Here is a 25,728-nt window from a genome sequence, read left to right as displayed (position 1 = left end):
CCCGGCGTCACCGACCTCACCGGCCGCGCCATCGGCGCCGCCGCCGGTCCCGACCGGGACGACCCCGCCCAGCCTTCCCGTGCGGCGCGTCGCCACCCCCGATTCCGGCAGCGCAAGTTCTGGCAGCACCGGTTTTGGTGGCGCAGGTTCTCGCAGTGCCGGCTTCGACAGCGCGGCTTCTCGCAGCGCCGGTTCGGGCGGTGCCCCGTCTGGCAGTGCTGGCTTTGGTGGTGCGGGTTCTGGCAGTGCTGGCTTTGGTGGTGCGGGTTCCAGTAGCGCCGACTTCGGTGGTGCGGGTTCTGGCAGCACTGGCTTCGGTGGTGCGGGTTCCGGTAATTCCGGTTTCGGCAGTGCGGGCTCCGGCAGCGCCGATTTGGGTGGCGCAACTGCTGGCAGCACCGGTTTCGGCGGCGCGGGCTTCGACAACGCCGGCGAGCAGCGGCGCTTTGAGAGCACGGGGGAGCAGCGGCGGTTCGAGAGCACGGGCGAGCAGCGGCGGTTCGAGAGCACGGGCGAGCAGCGGCGCTTTGACAGCACGGGGGGCCAGCGGCGGTTCGAGAGCACCGGCGAGCAGCGGCGTTTTGACGGCACGGGCGAGCAGCGGCGGATCGGCAGCACGGGCGAGCAGTGGCCCGTCGGTGACACCGGGGAGTTCCGCCGGTTCCTCGGCGAAAGCGAGCCGACCGGCGCCCCCGAGATCGCCGACCGTCGTCACGCCGGGCAACCGCCCCGCGCTGTCGCGATACCCGAACCGCCGCGTCAGTCGCGTGCGGTCACCGTGGGCATCGTTCTGATGAGCCTTGTCGTGCTGATCGCCGGCGGCATCGTCGGCGTCGTCTACTTCACCGGCAACGACGACGACCTCGACTCGGTGCTGCAGCTCGGCGCGGGCGAGTCGGGCAAGCGCACGGTGACTGCCCCGCTCGACAACCGCAGTCAGGCCAGCTTCGAGATGCTCGCCGCGACCAACCGGGTCAACCTCACGATCGGCGAGCTCGGCGACGACCTCTACCGCATTTCAAGCCCCGAGGACGCCGGCTTCCTGCCCAGCCCCGTGCTGCGCAACGACGACCTGAAGCTGCAGGTCACCAAGGACGGCGACGGCACCGGCGGCGTGATCGACGTCGTGCTGGCGGCCAAGGTGCGCTGGTCGGTGCGGCTCTCCGGCTATGCCGAGGAGCAGATGATCGACCTCAGCGGCGGCCAGGTCAGCGCGGTCGAGATGGTCGGCGGCATGCGCACCGCGCAGCTGACGCTCGCCCGCCCCAACGGCACCGTGCCGATCAAGGTGAACGGCGCGGTGGAGAAGCTGGTCGTGACGTCGCCGTCGGGCAGCCCGGTGCGGGTCAAGGTGGGCGGCGGGGCCAAGACCGTGGTGGCCGGCAACCGTACGATCAAGGACGTTCCGCCCGGGTCGACGCTGACGCCGAAGAACTGGGCGGTGCCGAACCGCTACGACGTCGGGGCCGGCGCCCCGATCACCGCGCTGACCGTCGAGAACGGCTGAGACTGACAGTAAAGGAGCGCTCGGCCTCGGCCGGGCGCTCCTTTACTTCGTACGAAATTATGAAAGCACGCGCAGGCGGACGGTCTGCTCCATCGAGCGCAGCCGCTCCAGCACCTCGTCGCTGAAGCCGCCGCCGATGTCGGTGATCAGGTAGCCGTACTCGCCGCGGGTGCTCAGCAGCTGGCCCTCCACATTGACCTTGTGTTCGGCCAGAATGCTGTTGACCTGGGCCAGTACGCCCGGGGTGTTGATGTGCACGTGGCCGATGCGGCTCTGGCCGGCCTGCTCGGGCAGCCCGACGCCGGGCAGGTTGACGCTGAGCGTGGTGTTGCCCTCGTCGAGGAACGAGGCCAGCTTGTTGGCCACGAAACCGCCGATGTCGGACTGCGCCTCCTCCGTCGAACCGCCGATGTGCGGGGTGAGGATGACGTTGGGCAGGCCCCGCAGCTCGGAGACGAACTCGTCGCCGCGGCCCTTGGGCTCGGTCGGGAAGACGTCGACCGCGGCGCCGGCCAGGTGGCCGCTCTCGAGCGCCTCGCGCAGCGCGACGTGGTCGACGACGATGCCGCGCGACAGGTTGAGGAACAGGGCGCCCTCGCGCATCCGCTTGAACTGCTCGGTGCCGAAGAAGCCGGCGTTGCCGGGGCGGCCGTCGACGTGGATCGTCACGACGTCGCTGGTCTCGAGCAGCTCCTCGATGGTCGCGCAGCGGTGGGCGTTGCTCAGCGCGAGCTTGTCGGCCGTGTCGTAGAACGACACGTACATGCCCAGGTTCTCGGCGAGCACGGAGAGCTGCGTGCCGATGTTGCCGTAGCCGATGATGCCGAGCCGCCGGCCCCGGATCTCGTGGGCGCCGTCGGCCGACTTGTCCCAGACGCCCGCGTGCATGAGCGTGTTCTTCTCGGTCAGCCGCCGGGTCATCGAGATGATCTCGGCGATGGCCAGCTCGACGACGGAGCGGGTGTTGGAGAACGGCGCGTTGAACACGGCGATGCCGTGGGCCGAGGCCGCGGTCAGGTCGATCTGGTCGGTGCCGATGCAGAACGCGCCGATCGCCACCAGACTGTCGGCGGCCTCGATCACCCTGGCCGTGACCTTGGTCTTCGAGCGGATGCCGAGCAGGTGGACGCCGCGGATGCGGTCGATCAGCTCGGACTCGTCGAGGGCGTTGCGGACGGACTCGACCTCGTATCCGGCGGACTCGAGCCGGGACACCGCGTCGGGATGGATGCTCTCCAACAGAAGGACTCGCACCTTGGCCTGGTCGGTCATCATGTTCCGTTCCGTGTGAGGTTCTGGCCTGCCCGGGCCGCCACGCCGAAGCCCGACTTCCCAGACTAGTGCCCCGGACTGCCCGCCCCCGGCCGGTGTGCTCGACCTCCCACCTGATGCCCGTCCCCGGCGCCGGCGAGTTCTGATACGCAGTTGATCACCAGGGGGTTCAGCGGTCCAGTTCACGCCGTAGCCAGGGCAGCAGCGCGTCGGCCTGCCACCGCTGGAAGGCCCGCACGGACGGCAGTGAAGGGGGCGGCGGGCGGCGGGACATGTCGCGGAAGAACCCGGCGAAACCGGCGAAAACGTCGGCGACGGCGGTCCGATCGAGGCCCGCGATCACCCGTTCGGGATCGCCGCCGTCCCCGGGGAGAACCCGCCGTTCTGCGAGGCGGCCTCGACGACCCGGCCGCCGATGATCCCCTCGATCTGTTCGCGCACGCCGGCGGGCAGATCACCCCATCCGATCCTCGTTCCCGCGGCCGGCACCATGGTGTGATCGTGACAGCCGGTCCCTTCCCGTGCGAAGCGGATTTTCTGTCGTACCCCCGCGGAACAATGCCTTCATGTCACCGAGAAGCACCTGGAACGAGCCCGAGACCTGGGACGAGCGTTTCCGCGCCGTCGTCGAGCAGTCGGCCCGCCGGCGCCGCGCACGCCTCGCCGAGCGGCAGGAACTCGCCCGCCGCCGCGCCCACGGCCTGATCGACCGTAACGCCGCCCGCCTGGCCGAGGTCCGCCGCCGCGCCCGGGTGAGGCGCGACACGGGCTGAGCACCGGCTTCGTCTGGCAGACTCGGGTTGGGGGTGCAGATGGGGTCGCTGGGGTGGGCGGTCGCGTTGTCGGTTCTGTCCGCGGCGAGTTACGCCGCCGCGGCGGTGGCCCAGGAACGTCTCGCCGAGCACGGTCAGCGCGGGTGGTCGCGGTGGGCTGTCGCCCTGCTGCTCACCGGCGGTGGCGTCGTGCTGCACGTGATCGCGCTCAACTTCGGCACGGTCGCCGTGGTGCAGGCACTGGGCACGCTGACCCTGCTCTTCGCGTTGCCGATCGCGGCCGTCCGCCTGCAGACGCCGATCAGCCGGGCCGCCTGGACCGACGCGCTCCTCACCGTGATCGGCCTCGCGCTGATCCTGTCGCTGTCGGTCGAGCCGTCCGAGCCCCGGCGGCTCGTCGCGCCCGACGACCGTAACCTCGTTCTGATCACGCTTGCGGTGGTGGCGGCGCTGGCGCTGGGCGCCTGGTCGGGCGGGCCGCGGATGCGGTCGGTGTTGCTGGCCGCGGCGGCCGGCACGGCGTTCGGCATCTCCTCGGTGCTGTCGAAGGCGGTGCTGGCCGCAGTCACCGACGGCGGCGTCCGCACGGTGTCGCCGGTCGGCGCCATCGCGGTGCTGGTGTTCGCCACGGGCGGCTACCTGCTGAGCCAGCTCTCCTACGGCCGCGCGGGAATGGCCGCCCCGCTGGCCACGGTAAGCGTCTCCAACCCGATCGTGGCCGCGACCACCGGCGTGGTCGTCTTCGGCGAGGGCTTCCGCTTCGGCGCGGCCGGTCTGGTCGTCATCGCCTTCGCCGCCGTCATGATGACGCTCGGCGTGATCGGCCTGGCTCGTCAAGCCGCCACCCGGTCCTCATCGGACGGCTCCGCCGACCCCGCCACCCGAGCCGACATCCCCGCCTGAGCGCCGCACCGGCCGTTCCCGAGCCGACATCCCCGCCTGAGCGCCGCACCGGCCGTTCCCGAGCCGGCGTCTGAGCTTGGCCGTTGCGCTGGCCGCTTTCGTGACGGCTCGGTCGGCCGCTTCCGAGCCGGCATCTGCGTCTGACCGCTTCCGTTCGGGCTGGGGCTGCCTGCTCCCGTTGGGGCCGCTGCTCGGCTGGGGAATGTCTTGCTCGGCGCTGCGAGTATCGGCTCATGACGGTCGATGCAGCGGCTCGGGTGGGTTGGGGGCGCGGCGGGCTGGTCTGCGGGGCGGTCACGGTGGGGGCGCTCGCGCTGGTGTTCGGGCAACTCGGCGAATACCAGGTGATGGACTACGCCGACCAGGACGCCTCCATCGGGTTGGCGGGGGCCTTCCTCGGGTCCATCGGCGCGGCGGGCGTCATTGCGGTGATCAGGATGCTGCCGCGGGGGAAGCGGTGGGCGCGGGGACATGTGGTGGTGCCGCTGGTGCTGCTTCCGGTGGCTGTGGTGCCGCTGGTGGTGGGGCTCGAGCGCAACAACGTGGAGGCGGTGGTGATCTGGGGATCGGCTGCGCTGGCTACGCATGTGCTGCTCGAGACCGCGCGACGTGGTGCTGTGGACGGTCCTGCTCGCGGCGGAGGAGACGTCGGTCTGCCCGGGGAGTCCCGGGAAGTTGCCTGGTGGGGATTGGTCTTCAAGGGGCGAGTGACCGAAGGGATCGCCCTCGTGCTGGTTGTCGCCGGATTGCTCACGTGGGCTTGTCAGCATCGCTGGCGGGCGCAGAAGTTCGAGGCGGTCGGGCTGCCACTCTATGTGGCGGTGGTGCCGGGCTACAGCGTGAGCGGCACCTGGGCGGGGCGCTACACCGTGTCGATGCTCCTGAAGCCGGATGATCGGGACACCGTCCACTTCGTCGACGCGGTCATCCGGGCCAACCCACGCTGCCGGAACGGGAACACCGACCGGTGGATCATCGAGCGCGAGACCGGGCCGAGCGCGCTGGGCATCTGCCTGTCCGGCGGGGACAGTGCCGCCATGACCGTGGCACCGGGCTACCAGGCGCCCGATCTGACGCCGTTGTTCGAGCGAATCACGGTACGCAAGGTCGACGGCGCGGTGCTGGCCGACCACCGTAACGGCGGCGAGATGGAACCGGACTGACCATCGCAACGGTGGCGAGATGAGACCCGGCTGACCATCGCAACGGTGGCGAGATGAGACCCGGCTGACCATCGCATCGACGGCGAAATGAGACCCGGACGGGCCACCGCATGACGGCCAGATCGGACCGGACGGGCCACCGCATCGGCGGTGAGATGGGACCTGACTGACCCGCTCAACGGTGGCGGGATGAAACCGGACCTACTACCGCCTCGACGGCGTGACGGAAGCGCACTGGCTACCGCAGCGGCGGCGAGATGGAGCTGGGCTGACCCTAGAGCGCCCGCGGCAACGTGACTGTCACGATCAGGCCGCCCTCGTCGCGGGCGTCGGCCCGCGCCTCGCCGCCGTGGGCTCGGGCCACGGCGCGGACGATTGAGAGGCCTAGTCCGGCGCCGGGGGAGTGGAGGCGTTCCGTGCCGTAGCGGTGGAAGGGTTCGAACAGGCCGGGGACCTCGTAGCGGGGGATGATCGGGCCGGAGTTGCTGACCTCGAGCACCGCCCAGCCGTCGGGCCGGGAACCCGTACGTACGCGGACCCAGCCGTTGGCGGGCACGTTGTGCCGTACGCCGTTCTCGACGAGGTTCTGGACCAGCCGTTCGAGCAGCACCGGGTTGCCGGCCACGGTTGCCTCGCCGGGTTCGGTGGTCACCTTCACCGTGTCCGAGACGGCGACGTGGTCGACGATGTCGGCCAGGTCGACATAGGACCGTTCGGCCACCGGCCGTTCCGACTGGGCCAGCAGCAGCAGGCCGTCGATCAGCCGCCCGTGCCGGTCGTTGATCGCCAGCAGGGTCGTGCCGAGCAGGCGCACCTCCTCCGACGCGGCGTCCTGGGTCAGTGCCACCTCGAGCAGCGTGCGGTTCAGGGTGAGGGGAGTGCGTAGTTCGTGCGACGCGCTCGCGATGAACCGCCGCTGGCCGTCGAAGGAGTGGTCGAGGCGGGCCAGCATGATGTCGAACGTGTCGGCCAGTTCCTTGATCTCGTCCGGCGGGCCGGTCAGGGCGATCCGCTCGTGCAGGCCGCGGTCGGCGTCGGGCGCGTCGGCGATGCGCCGGGCGGTCGCGGTGATCTGTTGCAGCGACTGGAGCATGCGGCCGGCGATCAGCCAGCCCAGCGCGATGGCGATCGCGCTGACCAGGGCGAGCGCGATCGCACCCTGGGACAGCAGCGTGTTCAGGGCGTCGTCGCGGGTGCCCTCGATGAACTGGCGTACCTCGACCGTGCCGCCTGCCCCGGCCACCCCTGCCGGCGGCACGGTTGCCTCGGCCCGCGCCAGCACTTTCGGCAGGCGCTGGGAGACCAGCACGTACGTCGCGCCGAGCAGCACCAGGCCGGCTGCCACGAACAGGCTGCCGTAGACGAGGGTCAGCCGGCCCCGCACGGTGAGTCTCATGGGATCCGATACCCCACTCCCGGTTCGGTGAGCACCACGGGCGGGTCACCGAGCTTCCGCCGTAGTTTGAGGATCGTCATGCGTACGGCGTGGGTGAACGGATCGGCGTTCTCGTCCCACGCCTTCTCGAGCAGGGTCTCGGCCGACACCGCCGTGCCGTCGGCGCGCAGCAGTTCGGCCAGCACGGCGAACTCCTTGCGCGACAACGGCACGTACCGGCCCTCGCGGTAGACCTCGCGCCGGTGCGGGTCGAGGCTGATGCCGGCCCGGCGCAGCACCGGCGGCACGGCCGGTCGGGCGCGGCGGCCCAGCGCGATGACCCGCGCGCTCAGTTCCCGCAGCGCGAACGGCTTGGGCAGGTAGTCGTCGGCGCCCAGGGACAGCCCGGTGACCCGGTCGTCGACGCCGGCCGCGGCGGTCAGCATCAGCACCCGTGTGTCGCCGTCCCGTTCGACCAGGGCCCGGCACACGTCGTCGCCGTGCACCACCGGCAGGTCGCGGTCGAGCACCACCACGTCGTAGTCGTTGACGCCGGCGCGTTCCAGGGCGGCGGCGCCGTCGTAGACCACGTCGACCGCGTGGGCGTCGTGCCGCAGGCCCTGCGCCACCGCGTCGGCGAGCAGCGGCTCGTCCTCGACCACCAGGATCCGCATGGTGCCCATCCTGCCGCGCGGCTGTGTCACCTGGGCGTCACTTTTTTCCGTGACGGCCGCGAAACCCGGCGCTCGCTCTACTTCGAAGCCGTGGCAGCGCTCCGGCTGCCCGGTGAGGAGAGTGTGATGCGTACCGGAAAGGTATTGCTCGCCGGATTGATGCTGTTGGTCGCGTCCGCGGGCTGCGCGGCTCGCTCCGGCGACGGGGACGGGGTGGCCACCGCGCAGAGCGGCGTCCCCACGACCAGCAGCCCGACCGCTTCGAAGACGCTCGACGAGGATGCGCCGATCAAGTTCGCGCAGTGCATGCGTAAGAACGGGATGACCTGGTTCCCCGACCCGGACGCGGACGGGCGGACGGCGATCCGGGTGCCGAAGAACATCGACCCGAAGAAGTTCGACGCCGCGCAGGAGGCGTGCCAGGAATTCGCGCCCGACGGCGGTGACGGCGCCGGTCCGGCCGATCCCGAGATGCTCGAGATGGGCCGCAAGCTGGCCAAGTGCATGCGGGAGAACGGCGTGCCGGACTTCCCGGACCCGCAGCCCAACGGTTCGATCCAACTCGGCCGGGACAAGTCCGGCAAGGGCATCGGCCCGGGTGACCCGGCGTTCGACAAGGCCGAGGAGAAGTGCTCGCAGTTCATGCCGGGCGACCGCGAGGGGCGTAGCGAGTCGGGCGCCGGCAGCCGCGGGGCCACGGCATGAAGCGCGGGCTGCTGGCGGGAGTCGTCGCCGGAGGGCTGACCGTCGGTGCGGTCGCCTTCTTCAACCTGCCCGAGGCCGAGAGCCGCGACCAGCCGCAGGCCGGCGGTCCGGCCGAGACAGCCGAGGTGACCCGGGAGACGCTGATCGACCGTGAGTCGCACGACGGCACGCTGGGTCACGGCGACACGGCCACGGTCACCGCTCGTGGGGCCGGCACGATCACTGCCCTGCCGGTCGGCGGCGCGATCATCACGCGGGGTAAGTCGCTTTACCGGCTCGACAACAAACCGGTTCCCCTGCTGTACGGGGCACTGCCCGCGTACCGCACGCTGCGCCCCGGCGTCGAGGGAGCCGACGTGCTCCAGTTCGAGAAGAACCTGCGGGCGCTCGGCTACCAAGGGTTCACGGTGGACGACGAATACACGTCGGCCACCGCCGAGGCCGTCGAGGACTGGCAGGACGACCTGGGACGGGCCGAGACCGGCCGGGTGACGACGGACCAGATCGCGTACGCCGAAGCGCCGGTCCGCGTCGATTCGCTCAGCGTGGAACGGGGCGCCGTCGTGCAACCCGGCACGGAGCTGTTCAAGACGACCGGCACCTCGATGGTGGCCACCGTCGCCCTCGAGGTCGACGACCAGCGACTCGCCCGCAGGGGCGCGGCGGTCGACGTCGAGATGCCCGACGGCAGCACGGCCAAGGGCCGGATCGCCGAGGTCGAGACGGTCGTGGAGCCGGGCGAGGGCAACGAGTCCGACAGCACCCGGATCGACGTGACGATCACCTTCACCAAGCCGCCCAAGGACCTCGACGAGGCCGCGGTCAGCGTCGACTTCGTCTCGTCGCAGCGGCCGGACGTGCTCACCGTGCCCGTGCCGGCGCTGCTCGCGCTGGCCGAGGGCGGCTACGGCCTGCAGATCGTCGAGGCCGGCGGCACGCGGATCGTCGCGGTCAAGACCGGCCTGTTCGCCGACGGCCGGGTCGAGGTGTCCGGCGGTGGCCTGCAGGCGGGTCAGAAGGTGGGGATGCCGTCGTGAACGCCGTGATCGAACTGGCCGGCGTCACCAAGGCGTACCCGGGCGGGGTCACCGCCGTGCGGTCGGTCGACCTCACCGTGGCGTACGGCGAGCTGGTGGCGATCGTCGGCCCGTCGGGCTCCGGCAAGTCGACGATGCTGCACCTGATCGGCACGCTTGATCAACCCACCCACGGCACCGTACGCATCGACGGGCACGACGTGGCCACGCTGACCGACCGGCAGCTGTCGGAGTTGCGGGCGCACCGGATCGGCTTCGTGTTCCAGCAGTTCCACCTGGCGCCGGGGCGCAGCGCGGTCGCCAACGTGGCCGACGGGCTGCTCTATGCGGGCGTACGGCGTAGGGAGCGCGAGTGGCGCGCCGAGGCCGCCCTGGCCCGGGTCGGCCTCGGCGACCGGCTCGGCCACCGCCCGCATCAGCTCTCCGGCGGCGAACGCCAGCGGGTCGCCATCGCCCGGGCGGTCGCGGGCGACCCGGCTGTGCTGCTGGCCGACGAGCCCACCGGCAACCTCGACTCGGTGTCCGGGGCCGGGGTGGTGGAGTTGCTGCGCGAGCTCAACGCGTCCGGCACCACGGTCCTGGTGATCACCCACGACCACGAGATCGCGGACGGCCTGCCCCGGCAGGTCCCGATGCGCGACGGGCAGGTGGTGCCGTCATGACCCGGCTGCGCGTGCCGGATCTGGTGCGTCTGGGCGGGTACGGCCTGCGGTCCCGCCCGTTGCGGGCCGTGCTGTCGGCGCTCGGGATCGCGATCGGCATCGCCGCGATGACGGCGGTCGTGGGGATCTCGGCGTCGAGCCGGGCCGACCTCGACCGTGCGCTGGCCGCCCTGGGCACCAACCTGCTGACGGTGACACCCGGGCAGACCATGTTCGGCGACGAGGCGGTGCTGCCGGACTCGGCGGTGGGGATGATCCGCCGGATCGGCCCGGTGCAGTCGGCCACGGCCACTGGCAAGGTGCCGTCGACGGCGGTCTACCGCACGGACCGGATACCGGCGGGGGAGACGGGCGGGCTGGCAGTGCTGGCCGCGCAGCCGGACCTGTTGTCGACGGTGGGCGCGTCCTTCACCCACGGCAGCTGGGTCAAGCCGTCGTACCCGACCGTGGTGCTCGGAGCGACCGCGGCGCGCCGGTTGGGGAACGTGCCGGCGGTCTACATCGACGGCCGGTGGTGGACGGTGACCGGGGTGCTGGCGCCGGTGCCGCTGGCGCCCGAACTCGACTCGGCGGTGCTCGTCGGCTGGCAGGCGGCCGGGTCGTACCTCAGCTTCGACGGCCACCCGACAACGGTCTACACCCGATCGCAGGACGCGCACGTCTCGGCCGTACGGTCGGTGCTGGCGCCGACGGCCAACCCGTCGAGCCCGGACGAGGTGAAGGTGTCGAAGCCGTCCGACGCGCTGGCGGCGCGGCAGGCCACCGACCAGACGTTCACGGCCCTGCTGCTGGGCCTGGGAGCGGTGGCGTTGCTGGTGGGCGGCATCGGAGTGGCCAACACGATGGTCATCTCGGTGCTGGAGCGCCGGGCCGAGATCGGCCTCAGACGCTCGCTGGGCGCCACCCGGGGCCAGATCCGGACCCAGTTCGTCACCGAGTCGCTGTTGCTCTCCCTGCTCGGCGGCGCCGCGGGGGTGCTGCTCGGCTATCTGGTGACGGGTCTCTACGCAACGACCCAGGCGTGGCCGACCGTGGTGCCCCTGTGGGCCCTGGCCGGCGGGGTCGGCGCGACCGTGGCCATCGGGGCGATCGCCGGCCTCTACCCGGCCATCCGGGCCGCGCGGCTGGCGCCGACGGAGGCGCTCGTCGCGGCGTGACCGTCGGGACGTGCGGGACGGCCGGAAGCCGCCGTCCCGCACGTCCGAAACGGTGGCCACCAGCTGGAACACAGGTTGTGGTGGCAGGGTCAACGGGATGAAGAGTCGGTCTCGGACCGTGGTGGCGCCGGCGGGGCTGGGCGTGGCCTGCGTGGTGGCCGCGCTCGGTTTCTATGCGGCGCTGCACTTCGTCCCGCCCTCGGCCGAGCTCGACTGGAGCCGGCGCACGATCAGTCACTACGCGCTGCTCGAGAACGGGTGGTGGTTCGACGCGGGCACGTTGCTGCTGGCCGCGGGGTCGGTGGGTGTGCTGGTCGCGGCCCTGCGGGCCGGTGTGATGCGGGGCGGGGCGGCGGTGGCTTTCGCCCTGTGGGTGGCCGGGCTGGTCGGGGTGGTGTGGTTCGAGAAGCACAACTGGTCCGCCGGTCCGTCGATGAGCGGCGACATTCACCGGATGGCCAGCGTGGTGGCGTTTCTGAGTCTGCCGGCGGCGGCCCTGCTGGCCGCGGCGCGGTCGCTGCGGGATGCCGCGGCCCGCTGGGTGGCGTTCGGCGGGGTGCTTTCGCTGCTCTGTTTCGCCCCGATCCTGTGGGCCGTGCTCGCCGAACCCTGGACGGGTGTGCGCTGGTGGCGGGCCATTCCGCTGGGCGGGGTCGAGCGTCTGCTGGGCCTGGCCGAGGTGGTGACGCTGCTGCTGATGGCGTGGTGGGCCGTGCGGGCCGTGGTCAAGCGGCCCGGACAGCCTGCTTGACCAGGGGCACCAGGCCGGGCGCGACACTCAATTCCCGTACGCCGGAAGCCAGCAGCTTCGGCACGGCCGCCTCGTCGCCCGCGAGTTCGCCGCACACCGCGACCAGCACCCGGTCGCCCGCGGCCCGGCCGACGTGGTCGATCAGCTGGGCCACGGCCGGGTCGAGCCCGCTCGTCAGCGACAGCAGGGCGGCGTTCCCGCGCTCCGCGGCCAGCGTGTACTGGGTCAGGTCGTTGGTGCCGATGCTGAAGAAGTCGACGTACGGGACGAACTCCGCCGCCCGCAGCGCCGCCGCCGGCACCTCGACCATCATGCCGACCTGCAGCCCGGGGGCGTCGCCGGCCTCGGCCAGCATCGCGCGGGCCGCCCGCAGTTCGTCCGCAGTCGTCACCATGGGGAACATCACGCTCACCGGCGTCTCCCGGGCCACCCGGACGATGGCCGTCAGCTGCTCGGCGAACATGGCCGGGTGGGCCAGGGAATGCCGCAGGCCACGCACTCCGAGGAACGGGTTCGCCTCGGCCGGCGGGGGCAGGTAGCGCAGGGGCTTGTCGCTGCCGGCGTCGAGCGTGCGCAGCGTGATCCGGCGGCCGCCCAGCGCCTCGGCGATCGCGCGGTAGACGGCAACCTGCTCGTCCACGGTCGGCGCCTCGTCGCGGTCGAGGAAGAGGAACTCGGTGCGGACCAGACCGGCCAGGTCGGCGCCGTTGGCCGCGGCGGCGCGCGCGTCCTCGACCGAGCCGATGTTGGCGCCGACCTCGATCGGCACGCCGCCGGTGGTCACGGCCGGGGCGGCGGCGCGGGTGAGTGCCTCGGTCCGCCGTACCCGCTGCTGTTGGGCCCTTGCGCGGAAGGCCGCGAGCACCGGCTCGGACGGGTCGGCCACGACCTCGCCGGTGCTGCCGTCCATCGCGATCAGGGTGCCGTCGGGGATCTGCAGGATCTGCGGGCCGGCCCCGACCACGGCCGGGATGCCACGGGTGCGGGTCAGGATCGCGGCGTGCGAGGTGGGGCTGCCGGCGGCCAGCACCACGCCGGCGATCCGTTCCGGGTCGAGGGCGGCCGCCTCGGCCGGGGTGAGATCGGCCGCCAGCAGCACGCCGTCGCCGTCGGGGGCGGGCGTGGGCAGCTTCAGGAGGGCGCGTAGCACCTGCTGGGACACGGCGCGGACGTCGGCGGCGCGGCCCCGCAGGTAGGGGTCGGTGAGGTCGTCGAACGCGGCGGCGGTGCGGGCGGTGGCCGCGGACCAGGCCTGCGGTGCGGCCTCGTTCCGGTCGAGGCGGGCGTGGACGTCGGCGAGCAGGTCGTCGTCGTCGAGCAGCAGCCGGTGGGCGTCGAAGATGGGGCTGTGCAGGCGGGCGATCTCCTGGCGGACGTCGGCGAGCGCGCTTTCCAGGCGGCGCCACTCGGTCGCGGGGCCCTGCGAGGGCACGTCGGGGAGGTCGATCGCGCCTTCGCGGATGCGCAGGGCGGGGCCTGTGCCTATGCCGGGGGAGGCGCCGCCGCCAGGGGTGTGATCGGCGTCTTCTGCGTCTGTTTCACCGAAGGCAGCGGCGGCCAGCGCGACGACGCGGTTCACCGCCTCGATTGCTTCGCGGCCCTCGCCGCGTACCTCCAGTATGTGATTTTGCAGTGCACCCAGGGTGGCCACCCGGGTCAGGCTGGACGCCGGCACCCAGCTGGTGCCCGTGGTCGCGTTGCGGAGCTCGACGCGGGCGTCGAAGGCGCGGATCTCGGTGACCAGGCGGGCTGCGGGGCGGGCGTGCAGACCGTGCTTGTTGATCACCTTGACGGTGGTTCCGTCGGCCGGTGTCTGCTCGACCGTCACGTCCTGTTCCAGATGGGACTGCTTGCCGGCCAGGCCGTTCCTGGCTTCGTCGGCCACCTCGTGCCGGTCGGCCCCCGACGCGGCGGCCACCGCGGCGGCGACCAGACCCTCAACCAGCGGAGCGGGCGAGAGGACGACGCGGCTGGGCTCGTCGACCATCTCGAGCGCCAGTTCGGCCGAGAGCACGGCGCTGCCCAGATCCATCAGGACGACGACGCCGTCCCCGCTGTCGGCGGCCGCGATGGCCTCGCTGATCGCCACCGCGTCGGTGCCGAACGTCGTCTCGTCCAGACCCGCCGCGACCTCGACCGCCAACGGCCGCCCCTGCGTCATCTCGGACGCCAGGGCGACCGCGGCCCGGGCCAGGGGGCGGCTGTGGCACACCACCACCAGGCCGACCATCAGCTCTGGTCGCCGAGGGTGGTGGCCGCGGCCGTGAGCAGCAGGGTCACCGAGGTGGCGCCCGGGTCGGCGTGCCCGGCGCTGCGTTCACCGAGATAGCTGGCCCGGCCCTTGCGGGCGACGAGCGGAATGGTCGCGTCCCGCCCCTTGACCGCGGCGTCGGCGGCCGCGGCCAGACCCGAGCCGGCCTCGAGCGCGTCGACGGCCGGGGCCAGCGCGTCGACCATGGTCTTGTCACCCGGCTCGGCCTTGCCCCGGGCGATCACCCCGTCCAGCGCGGCCCGTAGCACCTTGGCCAGGTCGACCTCGTCGCCCGTGGCCGCCGCCATCCGCAGGAACGCCGTGCCGTAGAGCGGCCCGCTCGCCCCGCCGACCTTGCTGATCAGCGTCATGCCGACCTTCTTGAACAGCGCCGACGGCGTCGCCTGAGGCTCGGCGTCCAGCATGGACACGACGGCGGTTAGTCCGCGGTCCATGTTCGTGCCGTGGTCACCGTCGCCGATCGCCGAGTCGAGGGCGGTGAGCTCGTCCTTGTTGGCCGCGATCAGCCGGGCGAACTCCCGGATCCACGCGTCGACCGCCTCGGTGCCCACGCTCAGACCCCGCGCCGCAGGGCCGGTGTGTTGACCGGTGCGTCCCACAATCGCAGCAACTCGTCGTCGGCCTTGAGCAGCGTGACCGAGCACCCGGCCATGTCGAGGCTGGTGATGTACGGCCCCACCAGCGACCGGGCGACCGGGATGCCGGCCTTGGCCAGAATCTGCGTGACCTCGTTGAACATGACGTACAGCTCGATCAGCGGCGTGCCCCCCATGCCGTTGACGAAGGCGATCACCCCGTCGCCGCCGGTGAAGTCGAGGTCACCCAGGATCGGGCTGACCAGCATGTCGGCGATCTCGTTGGCCGGCGCGACGGGCACCCGGCGGCGGCCCGGCTCCCCGTGGATGCCGATCCCGACCTCCATCTCACCCTCGGGCAGGTCGAACGTCGGCCTGCCCGCCGCCGGCACGGTGCAACTCGTCAGGGCCAGACCCATACTGCGCGCGTACGCGTTGACCTTGCGCGCCACGTCGGCCACCTCACCGAGGGAACGCCCCTCCGCGGCCGCGGCCCCCGCGATCTTCTCGACCAGCACGGTGGCCCCGACCCCGCGCCGCCCCGCGGTGTAGAGGCTGTCCTGCACCGCGACGTCGTCGTCGACCACCACCGAGACGACCTGGGTGCCGCTGTCGGCCTCGACCATCTCGGCCGCGAGCTCGAAGTTCATGATGTCGCCGGTGTAGTTCTTGACGATGTGCAGGACCCCCGCCCCGCCGTCGACGGCCTGGGTGGCGGCCACCATCTGGTCGGGCACCGGCGACGTGAAGATCTCGCCCGCACAGGCCGCGTCGAGCATGCCCGGCCCCACGAACCCCGCATGCAACGGCTCGTGCCCCGAACCGCCGCCCGAGACCAGGCCGACCTTGCCCCGAACCGGAGCGTCCCCGCGCACGACGATGCGGTTCTCGTGGTCGACGCGCACTTCCGGGTGGGCCGCGGCGAAACCGAGGAGCGCATCGCTGATGACGTTGGCGGGATCGTTGATGAGCTTCTTCATCGGTTGGCTCCCTCACCGCTGGTGACCTTCTGCCAACCTCAAGCTACGCCGCTGATCGCCGGGTTTCGAGACCGTTGTTCAGACGTCGAACCACCTCCGCTTGCCGTGGCGTGAACCACCGTGGCCCGAGCGTCTCGTCTTGAGGGATTGTGCCGCGCAACCATTGCGCACAGGGAGCCCGCACAGCGACGATCTCCGATAGGCGGTATTTCTCCACCCCGAAGGACGTGGATGCGGCGAGACGAGTTGATCAAAGCCCTCGAAGCCCAGCCGCACGACACCGACATCCAGGTCGACATCAGCGATTTCCTGCTGGACGTGGTGCGGGTCAGCTACAACGAGGAGCGCGCGGCCATCGTGCTCTCGATAGCCGCCGAAGACCTCGAAGACGTGGTCTTCCACCTGGCCCGGCGCCCGTGGCGACACGATCGCTGACCGAAGCACCTCATCGGCTTGTACGCAATCTGCAACATGGCAGTTTGATGGGTGGCGAGCCGGCCGCAGGCATGTTGTACTACCTAAAGAGCAACAAGGGCGAAGTTGAAGCAACACGATCGAAACAACGGCATCCGGCGGCAACCGGGTGCCGTTCTCGTCTTCCAGAACGCCATCGTGGCCCCCGCCCTCTCTCCCGCGCAAGGAGCAGTGCGCCATACGTAATCGGCCATTGATCAAACGACGCGACCGCGCCCTGCCGGAACCGGCCCGCAGATCAGTTCGGGTCAGGCGTACCACCTGTCGTGGGGGTGTCGACCGGGACGGAAGCTCAGCGCTTCGACAATGGCGATGCCGTCGCAGCGCCCGGACAACAGCTGGGTGGCGTAGCGGGTCTCGATGTACTGGGAGAGGACGAGCACCGCCACGTCGGGGTGGTTCCTGCGCAGTGGGAGCGCGGCCCGCATCGGCTCTCCCCGCTCAGGCTCGTACCGGAAGGTCCACGGTCGCCACCGTAGGCCCACCGTGCGGGCTGGACAGGTCGAGGCGGCCGTCGGCGGTGCCGACCCGGTGCGTCAGTCCGGTAGCCTGCTTGGCGCCCTGGTGCGCGGCAGTCGGATCAGCAGGTCTACGTTGCGCCGAGGTAGCGCAGCGGCTGAACGTTGCGATCGGGCTCCCTCCCGCACCTGACCTGGCCGTCGTACGGGCACGCGGGACCGGTCAGGATTCGAAGAGCTCGATGATCTCGCCGTTCGGGCCCCGCACATGGGCGGCGCGCGCGACGAACGAGCGCTCGAACGGTGCCTTGGCTTTCAGCGTGATCGTGGTAATGCCGTCCCAGACGGTGCCGTCGGCGCCTTGGATCGGATAGGGCTCGGCTCCGGCGGCAAGCGCCTGGGCATAGACCTCGTCGAGGTCGGGAATGCGCAGGCCCACGTGATTGAAGCTGGCGGTGTTCTCGTCCTTGGGCGCCGCATTGGGTACCGGTACCAGTTCCAGGATCTGCCCGTCACCCATGTCGAGGTGCGCGCCCTCCAGCGGGTTGTAGAAATGATGTGCGCCATCGCGGACGCCGTCGACGCCCTGCCAGCGGAAAACCAGGCGGAAGCCGAACGCCTGCTCGTAGAAGGCGATGGTCTTGTCGATGTCGAACGCAAACACGTTGATGTGGTGAAAACCGGTGTTGTGGCTGATGTGGAACGGCTTGGGTTCCGCCGAGTGGTGGGACATTGGAGACTGCCTTTCGGTCATTGATCATTGCGGGGGCGTAGGTCGTGCGGGCAGGTTGCGATGTCCGTCGCCGCCGGTCCAGCAGCCCGCCGTCACACGTCTGTGTCACCGCCAGCGGTCGGTCTTACCAGGAAACCGGGAAACTTCACCGCGGCGGCTGAATCGGCCTTGTACTCCAGCAGGGGATCCTTTCTGACCTGCGGTGACTGCGGTTTCGTCCGTGGAAGGCAAGCAGTCACCGTCGAGCCTGAGGTTTGTGAGGACCAAACAGGACGCGGTGGCGGCGGCCGCCTACGGAGTAGATGCCCGGCGAAGGTCTGCGCTGTTCGGCGAGTTGATGGCCCCGATCGAGACATGTTTCCCGCGGCCTGAGCCACGGCGGCGGGTCCGGGACTTCGTAACGGGCTGCATACCGCGTTGCTCGCCTATAGCGGCGATCTCCAGTTGCTTGATGGCGAGTTCCTCCTCACCCAGCGTGACCTGTCAGCTCGGCCCCGGCGCGGCGCCGATCGTAGGCCGGCCGGCACCATGGCGATGGGGGATCCGGGGGGCTTGCCCCCACGGCGTGGGGTCTGGGGCTCGGGCCCCAGGGAGGCTCAAGCGCGCCCGGCAGGATTCGAACCTGCGACCGACGGATTAGAAGTTCCATACAACCCGTGTTGATCAACACCCGGTCGTCCGCAGCGGTGTCTATCCATCCAGGTGGACACCGTTGTCGGTGCCGGACCATGACCGGTCGTGATGACGCGTCCAGTGGCGTCCGGGCACACATCGGGCACACGCGAGTGCATCCTTGGCTCGCCGTGACCTGGTTCATCCGGCCGCGTCCACAGGTCTGAATCGCCCTTGGTCTTGAGTTGTGGCCCCTGGATCTATTTGAGGCATTGACTCAACTCTGTGCGTCTTGTTAGCTACGCGCTGTGACCCGAAATGCCAAAGGGCGTACGTCTCGCATCGCCACCGTCGCTTTGGCAGGCGGGTTGTTTGGTGCTGCGTTGTGCCTGCTGCTGCTAGCGCTCGTGCTGCGAGCCAGCGGTTTGCAGACCTCCGCGAACGTCGCGCAGCTGATGTCAATCCCATTGGGGTTGCTCTCCCCGCTGGTGCTGCTCCTGCTCTGGTGGCGCCGCGTGCGCCAGCCAGCTCCGGTCACTTCGACTGATGTGGCTCAGTTGCGCGAACATCTTGTCCCGCTGGTTCTTGAACGATGGCGGACGGAAGCGCGGGTACGCGCGCTTGACGACCCTGATCCGATCCCAGTGCAATGGGGAGTCACGGACGATCACCGGCTCATCGACGTTCCTGGCAACCTAACCAGCGGTGCGCTGACCGTCGCGTCCAGCGCTGACATCGCCACGCTGGTCGGTGAGTTCCGGCGCCTGCGCCGCCGCCGGCTGGTGATCCTCGGCGGTCCCGGCGCCGGAAAGACCACGCTAGCCATGCAAATTCTCCTGGAGCTCCTACGGGTACGTGAAGGGGGCGACGCGGAAGCGGTGCCGGTACTGCTTTCCGCAGCGAGTTGGAACCCTTGGCGCTACGAAACCTTGTGGGAGTGGGTGGCCGACCGAATCGAGCAGGACTATCCGGAACTGGCTGCCGCGAACCATGGCGTACAGACCCTGCAGGTGTTCGCGAAGCAGGGTCACGTGCTGCCGGTGGTCGACGGATTAGACGAGACCACACCTCAGGTGCGGCCTACCCTGCTAGCAGCCCTGCATAGCGCGATGGATGCCCACACGCAAATGATCTTGACGAGCCGCGGCGATGAGTATCTGGCCACGGTCGAGGCGTATGGGCGGGTATTGCCGTCTGCGGTAGTCATCGAGCCGGAACCGCTGTCGGCTGGCGCGGCCGCTGACTATATCCAGCGATGCCTGCCCGCCGAGCCGGGACCAGGGTGGCGAGCAGTTTTGAAGCGACTGCGTAACGCCGGGAACTCGTGTGACTCCGCCCATGCCCTTGCCGAGGTTGCCTCTGCTCCGCTCGGGCTGTGGTTACTCCGGGCGTCATACGTAACGCCGCGGGCAGATCCGGCGCCCCTAATCGACGACGAATATTTCGGTGAGGCCGACGCGCTACGGTCCCATTTATTCGACCGGCTCGTCGAAGCCACGATCAAGGCACGGCCGCCGAGCGACAGTCCGGCCGACTTCTTCAGGCCGAAGCAGCAGTACGAGACTGCCGACGCCGAGCGTTGGCTCCACTTTCTTGCAGTAAACCTGGACCGGCACGACACCCGAGACTTCGATTGGACACGAGATGTCCCTGCGTTGGCTCAGGCAGTACGCCCGGACAGGCTTACTCACCTGGTGGAGGGAGCCGCTGCGGTTACCAAGACGTACGTTGACCAGCTACTGTCCCGAAGCCCACGCCAGGCCTTTCCCCTGATCGTTCCACCGCTGGCGGTGGCCATTCTAATAATTCTGTTACTGGGTAAGGCCACGACGGCCTTGAGCGGGCTCGTCCTTGGCAGCGTCGCAAGCATCGTGCTCGGTTTGATCGCTGGCGCTGGTGCGGCGGCTGGTCTGCTCGCCGTAGCGTTTCGGCTCTACGAGACCGCCGAGTTCTCCGACCGATACGGTCCCGCCGACCTGGCGAATGACCTCATCGAACGCTGGCAGGGCATCAAGCGGTTCGTCCGGGCGGCCGTCCCTACTGTCACCTACGGGCTCATCTATGCCACGCTGACCGGCGTATGCGCCGGCGTGCCTTTGGCGCTACTCGCCCCACACGTAAATGTCGGCTTGGCCAGCGTCGTCATCGGCGCGACGTTCGGCGTCCTCGCCGGTTTTCGTTACCAGATGGACCTGCCGATTCCTCCCGGCGGCGGCACTCGAACGCTCTGGTACGGCCTCGGGCCTTGGCCAGGCCTGCGAAGCGGAGTGCTTCTAGGGTTGCCTTTCGGCGTGCTCGGTGGCACCGCCATCACGCTCATCTACGATCAGCAAAGCGCCTTCCTCCCGCTGGTCTTGCTCACGACATCGGTGGCATGCGCACTGATCGTGCTGTTTCGCGCACTACTCATTCCGGTATTCTGCAGCATCACCAGTCTTTGTGTGGCGATCTTGAGAAGACCGCAGCACCACACGCATAACGACGGCTCGCTCGGTTTGTGGCACGCCGCCGAGTCGGGCCAAAAGACCCGATTCCTCTACGCGGCAATATTGACTGTATTCCTGAGTACAGCGGCCGCTATCGGCTGCCGGATTCTGTGGTCGACGCCGGCGTGGATTGCGTTGCGGCAGTATGGCCCTGCGGATTGGCTCGCTGCTCGAGTACATGACTTCGATTTCGTTTGGACTGGTCAATTCCGGTACATCGTCGCGTTGATGCTGGCGTGGATACTTACCCGACTACTTCCATCTCGCCGCGGAAAGTGGTGGAGATGGCTACCCTTCCTGGCGATCGGCGCATTAGTGATCAGACTCTGGCCGCGATGGGCGCCGCCGGACGCGTTCCGTCTGGTGCTGACCGGCCACTTCCAAGCGTTGGAAGTTGACTTCCGGCTGCAGGCATCAGCCAACGTTGCATCTCGATTCGGCTCGGGCACCGTACTCAGCAGGCTAAATCTTGCAGACTTGGTCAACCCTGGCACGCTCCGGCAAGCGTTGTTGTTCTGGCTTGCGCTACTCGGCCTTGGCATCGCCGGCACCTTGCTCGCACGCGTTGAGGCGGCGAAACCCAAAATCTGGTGGACCAATCGCGTAACCATCCTCCCTCACGTACTGGCTGGCCGGCTCCCGACAAACCTGATCGACTTCCTGGACGACGCACACCGCCTCGGCCTCCTGCGCACAGTAGGAACCACTGTCTACCAGTTCCGGCACGCCGAATTTCAAGATCACCTTGCTCGCGACGACGGCGACCATGAGTGGCGGACCTAGCACACGAGATTTTTCCGGCTCCCCGAAGGAGCTATCCGGCGTTTGATTAACGTATCGCGGACCCGGCAATGTGTCATCTGTGGCGCTGCACCGTGGCTGCGAGAGATGAGTAATCCCCGACCGGGCGCACTATGGATCGGCTCGCCCGGTCTCAAGGGTGCTAATGGAGATGAACATTAGTAGGGTTGTGGGACGGCGGCTGCGTTCCAGTCAGTCCAGACGCAGGGTCGGAGGGGTTGAATAGTGGGGGGAACCGATACCATCCGGGGCATTGCGTTCCAACTTGCTCAAACACTCAGCGATGTTCTTGACTTTCTTGTGGCCGGTGACGCTGTGGCCGTGGTTGTTGAGGGCGCGCAAGATGTCGTCGACTACGAGTTTCTTGGTGGAGATGGACAGCGCGTGGCGGTTCGTCAAGCCAAGACGCGCCGTGAACCCGGAACCTGGGGCGCGTCAGAGCTCGCCAAGATCCTCTGTTCGTGGGGCGACCTTGCCGACGCCGCGGATGCAGACTTCGCGTTCGTTACCGATGCCTCGCTGAACCAGAGTGGTCAGAAGCTACTTGACCTGATCCGGGCTATGCGGGACAAGCCGGATGAAGGTTTCCTACGCCAGTCTGCACAGGCGCTCGTAAAAGGTGGGCTGCGCCTACCGGCGCTTGATGTGGTCCGGCGAATCCAGATCCTGACTCGAATGGGGGATGCAGATCGCATCTTGGCAGTCGCCGAGTCGCGCGTGCTCAGCCTTCTCAGTCGGGGACGCCTCGCGACATTAGATGACGCCACTAACGCGGTTAATGCGCTCTACCGGCACATGTTTGTAGTGGGAGGCAGCGTTGAGTTGAGTCGTCGCACCATCAGCAGGCCACAGGTCCTGGCTGCTCTAGGAATAGATGATCGATGGCTGGCGGGCGGCCTCAGCTGGTCAACGGCCGTCGCAGAGAAGTACCGGTCGGTGATGGCGGAACCGGGCAGGCGGGCCCACGGATTCGTGCCGCTAGGCTTGAAATCAGTTGCCGCGACGCCTTTGGTACTACGGCTGCTAGGGCCATCCGCCGCATCCGATGCCTCGGTGAACGCAGTTGTGCGCTGCGAGATTCTGCTCGACCAGAGGCGCGCGGTTCTAGTCGGAGCCACCGGGCAGGGTAAGACGAGCACGCTCATACACCTGAGCGCGGTCGCAGCGGAAATGGGTCGTTTTCCGGTCGTGCTGAATGCGGCTGGGCACGTCTCGGGCGCGCTGCCTCGCCGAATAAAGCAGGAGGTCGAGGTCCGACTCGGCCAGATTCTGACAGCAGGGGCACTCGACAGCATTCTGTTGGATCCGGCCCTGATGCTTTTTATTGACGGAGTGTCCGAGGTCGATGACGATACGCGGGAGGCACTTCGTGAGGACCTGGGGCGCATTACTGCGCAGCGAAATCTGAGGATCATCGCCACCGGGCGGGACCTGAACCTAACCATCGCAACTACGGCTGCTGGGCAGCAGCCGGAGGCATATAGGCTGGCCGATCTCGACGGAGCTGCAAGGCGCCAGCTCGCCAAGGCCAACGGCTGCAGTGATCAGACGGTCGGCCTGATCGAAGATCGCCTGGGCGATGCCGCCGGAAACCCCATGCTCTTCCTAATGGCGCTGAGCGTGTCTGCTGAGGGTGTCCCAGAGACAAGGGCAGCCGTATATGACCAATTCATGCGAGGGATCGCTTTCAGAGCGGGTCGCAACCATGACGACGTGCGCATCGACGCGCTCGGCGCTGCCTGGGCGACATCAATTGGACGAGGGCAACGCACGGCCGACCACTACATGTGGCGCGTGGCCCTGGCGAACACGCTCGAGCGAGTCGGTCAAGTACCTTCCGGGTGCGGTGCCGTTGATCCACTGGATGCCTTGGACTTCATCCAATCAACCGGTCTGCTGGTGCGACTCGATCCGGACAGCGGCCTAGCTCCCATGCATGACTCCGTGGCCGACTATCTGGCCGCTCGCGCCATCCACCGCAAGCAGGCAGACCTGCCGGTGGTGTTCGGCGAGGGATACGACGAAACGCTCCTCTTCCTCGTGGAGATGTCCGGATTAAGTAACGAGGTGGCGATTCGTCTCGCACAAGAGAGCCCCTTGCTGGCAGTCCGTATAGCGAGTCTTCGCCATAGCTGCGGTGAAGCCCACCCCGAGATCGTCAGCAGAATCTTGACGGCGCTGACGGACGAGTGCTCAGGTCTGCAGGCAAGCGAGCTAGTGTCAGCTGCGTTTCGCCTGTGCACAAGCCGTCGCTTCACCGGCGTGGTCTTTGCTGGTGTTGGTCGTGGGACCGTCGACGAAGCCACCTTCACCGCACTAGCCGTGGATCACCCAGCGCTCGTGATGCCGCCGAACACCGGAAGCCTTCAACTCGCTATCAGGCTCTGGTCGGAGGTTATTCGCCGTAAGCACCAACCGGCACACCGCGTGTTCCAGCCGGCGCCTCCAGCGGATCCTCCGGTTGCTGTTGAGCTGCTAACCGCTTACCTCAGCGAGCTTGCCGCCGAACGCCACCGGTTGGTAACCACAACGCTGCCCTACTGCATACGGGAGAAAGTTCTAATAGCGATGGGCCCAGCTGGCATGGTCGCCTACATTGGCGATCGAGAGCCCGGTTGGCTGGGTGGCGTCGAGCTGCCGGTACTCTATCGGCCAGCATCCGAAATTCATGTCGAACGTTCCGGTCGATGGCCAGCAGCCGGACTGGATGAATTCGGCACCGGATACTTGTCGCGGATCATGCGCGAGCATCCAACGATTCAAGCTGCACGAGATATCGCCGGCGTACTGAACGCCCTAACGGACAATCATTGGCCTGAATCGTGAGTGCACCTGTCTGGGACGCGGTCGATGGATTGGCAGCTGCATGGAGAGAATCCGCCTTCATGCAGGACTATCTACGCGGCGCGCAGAGGGCGTTGAGCCTGTGTAGAACGTCGGGCCAACATATCGCGGCACAGCCCTTTTATCTCGTCCGCTATCTGCCAACGCATCTAGCGTATGACCAGTTTGCCAGCGCACCCTGGGTGAACCCGTGGCTCCAAAATTGCGCTCACGTCGGGGATGCATTCGATAATCTAATAGAGTGGTTGCGGTCCAGAATTGAGGGATACCCATTTCTCGGGGCGCCGCAACTCACGCGCGGCAGTCCATGGTGCGAATTCAACGTATCTATGGAAATACCGTGGCTGTTGAGGCTGCGCCGGTTGTCCCTGCAGAATAAGAGAAACCCGCCGGTCATCCCATTCTTGAACATTAACCCTTTGGTGCAGACCGAGCTAGGCGCAGCCCTGGGTGCAGCCGTAGCTGCCAGTCCGGACGCGCAACGCCTTAGCGAAACATGGCGAGTGCTTGACCCCGACGACAGGCGGCAACTATCCGCTGTGTGCAAAGAATTTCGAAATTCGGCATACCCTGAGCCGGCAGACGTGACCGGCGCCGAGGACTTCAGGGCGCTCGCCTGGGCTGAAACTGCGCTCGACGCAGCAACTCGCGCGCTAGACGACCGTCCGACCGAATTTGTTAATGCGCTGCAGGCGGCTGACCAGATGCTACAGCAGGCCGGCGCCCTGTTCGTTCAGATGATCGTACACAACCAAGTTCGCCGACTTGGCAACGTGAAGATCGTCGAGCAGTACAACGGCGGAAAAGGCTGGCAGAGTGTCTCGTCGGAATCGATTGCCACGGAACATTTCCGGCAGCGTGAGATCATCGCATTCGACCATCCCTTCCCGCGTGGCGCGATGATGATTTACGGATCCGCAGAACGCTACGGATCGCGGCGCCAGGGGACAACGGTTCGCGGATACATTCTGCGAGACAGTGAATCCCTCGCCGCGTTCGCGGCACCGGCTCACGTTTTTGATGCGTAGAGCGTCTGACTTCAATTGCATAAGGCCGAGAGTTCCAGGTGTCTCTTCTCTGCCGCACCAGTGCTGGGCGTCGACCAGTTTGCTGGCGACACCCCAAGCTCGTATCCGAGCTACCACCGCAGTCCAGGCGATGTCGGCCGAAAGGGGGCCTGAGCGAAGGTTCACCTCGGCATGGGCGTGCGCTGGGGCCGCCTCCGACGTGCATCCGCCGCGTTACAGCTCACCGCCCGGCCGACGCGCGCGGTCAGCGGCAGAAGAGTGCGCGTCCGAAATGCAACAGCGATCAGGCGATATTAAGAATGTGGCCGAGGTGCTGTTCGAGGCGGGTACGGGCAAGATCGTCACTGATGTTCAGGCCAACTTCGCGCCAGGGTTCAGCAACCTTAACTGGGTCAGGAAGGTAGCCGACGATGTCCATGATGTCCCAGTAGAAGCCTTCATCCTGGCGACTGCACGCTTCCATAAAGCGTATTGCGGTCTCTGGAC

24 protein-coding genes are annotated in these 25,728 nt (G+C 68.3%); 13 read left to right on the top strand and 11 right to left on the bottom strand.

Annotated elements, in window-relative coordinates:
- Positions 1-79 precede the first annotated feature (79 nt).
- Complete coding sequence (locus tag LXN57_RS23990; RefSeq protein ID WP_251800427.1) at positions 80-1,507, top strand: YdhT family protein; 1,428 nt, start codon at positions 80-82, stop codon at positions 1,505-1,507.
- A gap of 57 nt (positions 1,508-1,564) precedes the next feature.
- Here LXN57_RS23990 and serA read toward each other — a convergent pair whose 3' ends face one another.
- The 3 genes from serA to LXN57_RS23975 all read right to left on the bottom strand — a co-directional run bounded on the left by serA (position 1,565) and on the right by LXN57_RS23975 (position 3,271).
- Positions 1,565-2,782 (bottom strand): phosphoglycerate dehydrogenase, encoded by a 1,218-nt coding sequence (gene serA / locus LXN57_RS23985; RefSeq protein ID WP_251800426.1) that lies wholly within the window; start codon positions 2,780-2,782, stop codon positions 1,565-1,567.
- 166 nt (positions 2,783-2,948) lie between these two features.
- Entirely contained in the window at positions 2,949-3,122 is a 174-nt protein-coding gene (locus LXN57_RS23980) for a hypothetical protein (protein WP_251800425.1), read from the bottom strand.
- Complete coding sequence (locus LXN57_RS23975) at positions 3,119-3,271, bottom strand: hypothetical protein (protein ID WP_251800424.1); 153 nt, start codon at positions 3,269-3,271, stop codon at positions 3,119-3,121. Before LXN57_RS23975 ends, LXN57_RS23980 begins: the two co-directional genes overlap by 4 nt.
- Before the next feature lie 74 nt (positions 3,272-3,345).
- Between LXN57_RS23975 and LXN57_RS23970 the strand changes: the two genes are divergently transcribed.
- The 3 genes from LXN57_RS23970 to LXN57_RS23960 all read left to right on the top strand — a co-directional run bounded on the left by LXN57_RS23970 (position 3,346) and on the right by LXN57_RS23960 (position 5,618).
- The gene (locus LXN57_RS23970; RefSeq protein WP_251800423.1) at positions 3,346-3,552 is read left to right on the top strand and encodes a hypothetical protein; all 207 of its coding nucleotides are present in this window, start codon (positions 3,346-3,348) and stop codon (positions 3,550-3,552) included.
- Positions 3,553-3,591: 39 nt separating this feature from the next.
- On the top strand, positions 3,592-4,455 hold the full coding sequence (locus tag LXN57_RS23965) for a DMT family transporter (protein ID WP_251800422.1): 864 nt from the start codon (positions 3,592-3,594) through the stop codon (positions 4,453-4,455).
- Between the two features lie 233 nt (positions 4,456-4,688).
- Positions 4,689-5,618, top strand: a complete 930-nt coding sequence (locus LXN57_RS23960) for a hypothetical protein (protein ID WP_251800421.1) — start codon at positions 4,689-4,691, stop codon at positions 5,616-5,618.
- Positions 5,619-5,892: 274 nt separating this feature from the next.
- Here the strand turns inward: LXN57_RS23960 and LXN57_RS23955 are convergent, their stop codons facing one another.
- Entirely contained in the window at positions 5,893-7,014 is a 1,122-nt protein-coding gene (locus LXN57_RS23955) for a sensor histidine kinase (protein ID WP_251800420.1), read from the bottom strand.
- The gene (locus LXN57_RS23950) at positions 7,011-7,667 is read right to left on the bottom strand and encodes a response regulator transcription factor (protein ID WP_251800419.1); all 657 of its coding nucleotides are present in this window, start codon (positions 7,665-7,667) and stop codon (positions 7,011-7,013) included. Before LXN57_RS23950 ends, LXN57_RS23955 begins: the two co-directional genes overlap by 4 nt.
- Positions 7,668-7,793: 126 nt before the next feature.
- On the opposite strand from LXN57_RS23950, the gene LXN57_RS23945 reads away from it, so the two are divergent.
- From LXN57_RS23945 to LXN57_RS23925, 5 genes are all read left to right on the top strand, one after another.
- A complete protein-coding gene (locus tag LXN57_RS23945; RefSeq protein WP_251800418.1) occupies positions 7,794-8,372 on the top strand; it encodes a hypothetical protein in 579 nt (192 codons plus the stop codon).
- On the top strand, positions 8,369-9,409 hold the full coding sequence (locus LXN57_RS23940) for an efflux RND transporter periplasmic adaptor subunit (protein ID WP_251800417.1): 1,041 nt from the start codon (positions 8,369-8,371) through the stop codon (positions 9,407-9,409). Before LXN57_RS23945 ends, LXN57_RS23940 begins: the two co-directional genes overlap by 4 nt.
- Positions 9,410-9,414: 5 nt before the next feature.
- Complete coding sequence (locus tag LXN57_RS23935) at positions 9,415-10,071, top strand: ABC transporter ATP-binding protein (protein ID WP_251800584.1); 657 nt, start codon at positions 9,415-9,417, stop codon at positions 10,069-10,071.
- Complete coding sequence (locus LXN57_RS23930; protein WP_251800416.1) at positions 10,068-11,228, top strand: ABC transporter permease; 1,161 nt, start codon at positions 10,068-10,070, stop codon at positions 11,226-11,228. Before LXN57_RS23935 ends, LXN57_RS23930 begins: the two co-directional genes overlap by 4 nt.
- Positions 11,229-11,325: 97 nt before the next feature.
- On the top strand, positions 11,326-11,979 hold the full coding sequence (locus tag LXN57_RS23925; protein ID WP_251800415.1) for a DUF998 domain-containing protein: 654 nt from the start codon (positions 11,326-11,328) through the stop codon (positions 11,977-11,979).
- Here LXN57_RS23925 and ptsP read toward each other — a convergent pair.
- The 3 genes from ptsP to dhaK are packed head-to-tail and all read right to left on the bottom strand — an operon-like array spanning position 11,954 to position 15,806.
- Positions 11,954-14,209 (bottom strand): phosphoenolpyruvate--protein phosphotransferase, encoded by a 2,256-nt coding sequence (ptsP, locus tag LXN57_RS23920; RefSeq protein WP_251800414.1) that lies wholly within the window; start codon positions 14,207-14,209, stop codon positions 11,954-11,956. The genes LXN57_RS23925 and ptsP overlap by 26 nt on opposite strands.
- Positions 14,209-14,802 carry a dihydroxyacetone kinase subunit DhaL gene (gene dhaL / locus LXN57_RS23915; protein ID WP_251800413.1) on the bottom strand — a complete coding sequence of 198 codons (594 nt, stop codon included), beginning with the start codon at positions 14,800-14,802 and terminating at the stop codon, positions 14,209-14,211. The genes ptsP and dhaL overlap by 1 nt, the downstream gene beginning before the upstream one ends.
- A gap of 2 nt (positions 14,803-14,804) precedes the next feature.
- Positions 14,805-15,806, bottom strand: a complete 1,002-nt coding sequence (gene dhaK / locus LXN57_RS23910) for a dihydroxyacetone kinase subunit DhaK (protein ID WP_251800412.1) — start codon at positions 15,804-15,806, stop codon at positions 14,805-14,807.
- A gap of 231 nt (positions 15,807-16,037) precedes the next feature.
- On the opposite strand from dhaK, the gene LXN57_RS23905 reads away from it, so the two are divergent.
- A complete protein-coding gene (locus LXN57_RS23905) occupies positions 16,038-16,241 on the top strand; it encodes a hypothetical protein (protein WP_251800411.1) in 204 nt (67 codons plus the stop codon).
- A 287-nt stretch (positions 16,242-16,528) separates the two neighbouring features.
- On the opposite strand, the gene LXN57_RS48195 is transcribed toward LXN57_RS23905, so the two are convergent.
- Positions 16,529-16,708, bottom strand: coding sequence for a hypothetical protein (locus LXN57_RS48195; RefSeq protein WP_308206652.1), 180 nt, complete (start codon positions 16,706-16,708; stop codon positions 16,529-16,531).
- Between the two features lie 253 nt (positions 16,709-16,961).
- Complete coding sequence (locus tag LXN57_RS23895) at positions 16,962-17,471, bottom strand: VOC family protein (RefSeq protein WP_251800410.1); 510 nt, start codon at positions 17,469-17,471, stop codon at positions 16,962-16,964.
- Between the two features lie 920 nt (positions 17,472-18,391).
- Here LXN57_RS23895 and LXN57_RS23890 point away from each other — a divergent pair.
- The 3 genes from LXN57_RS23890 to LXN57_RS23880 all read left to right on the top strand — a co-directional run bounded on the left by LXN57_RS23890 (position 18,392) and on the right by LXN57_RS23880 (position 25,242).
- Complete coding sequence (locus tag LXN57_RS23890) at positions 18,392-21,352, top strand: NACHT domain-containing protein (RefSeq protein WP_251800409.1); 2,961 nt, start codon at positions 18,392-18,394, stop codon at positions 21,350-21,352.
- 243 nt (positions 21,353-21,595) lie between these two features.
- Entirely contained in the window at positions 21,596-24,196 is a 2,601-nt protein-coding gene (locus LXN57_RS23885) for an NACHT domain-containing protein (protein ID WP_251800408.1), read from the top strand.
- Positions 24,197-24,798: 602 nt separating this feature from the next.
- On the top strand, positions 24,799-25,242 hold the full coding sequence (locus LXN57_RS23880) for a hypothetical protein (RefSeq protein WP_251800407.1): 444 nt from the start codon (positions 24,799-24,801) through the stop codon (positions 25,240-25,242).
- 283 nt (positions 25,243-25,525) lie between these two features.
- On the opposite strand, the gene LXN57_RS23875 is transcribed toward LXN57_RS23880, so the two are convergent.
- Positions 25,526-25,728: hypothetical protein (locus tag LXN57_RS23875; RefSeq protein WP_251800406.1), on the bottom strand; the 203-nt coding region annotated here is incomplete at its 5' end.

Origin of the sequence: Paractinoplanes hotanensis, from assembly GCF_023717965.1 — a bacterium.
In the GTDB taxonomy this organism is placed as follows: Bacteria; Actinomycetota; Actinomycetes; order Mycobacteriales; family Micromonosporaceae; genus Actinoplanes; species Actinoplanes polyasparticus.
This window is presented reverse-complemented; position numbering and strand designations above follow the sequence as displayed.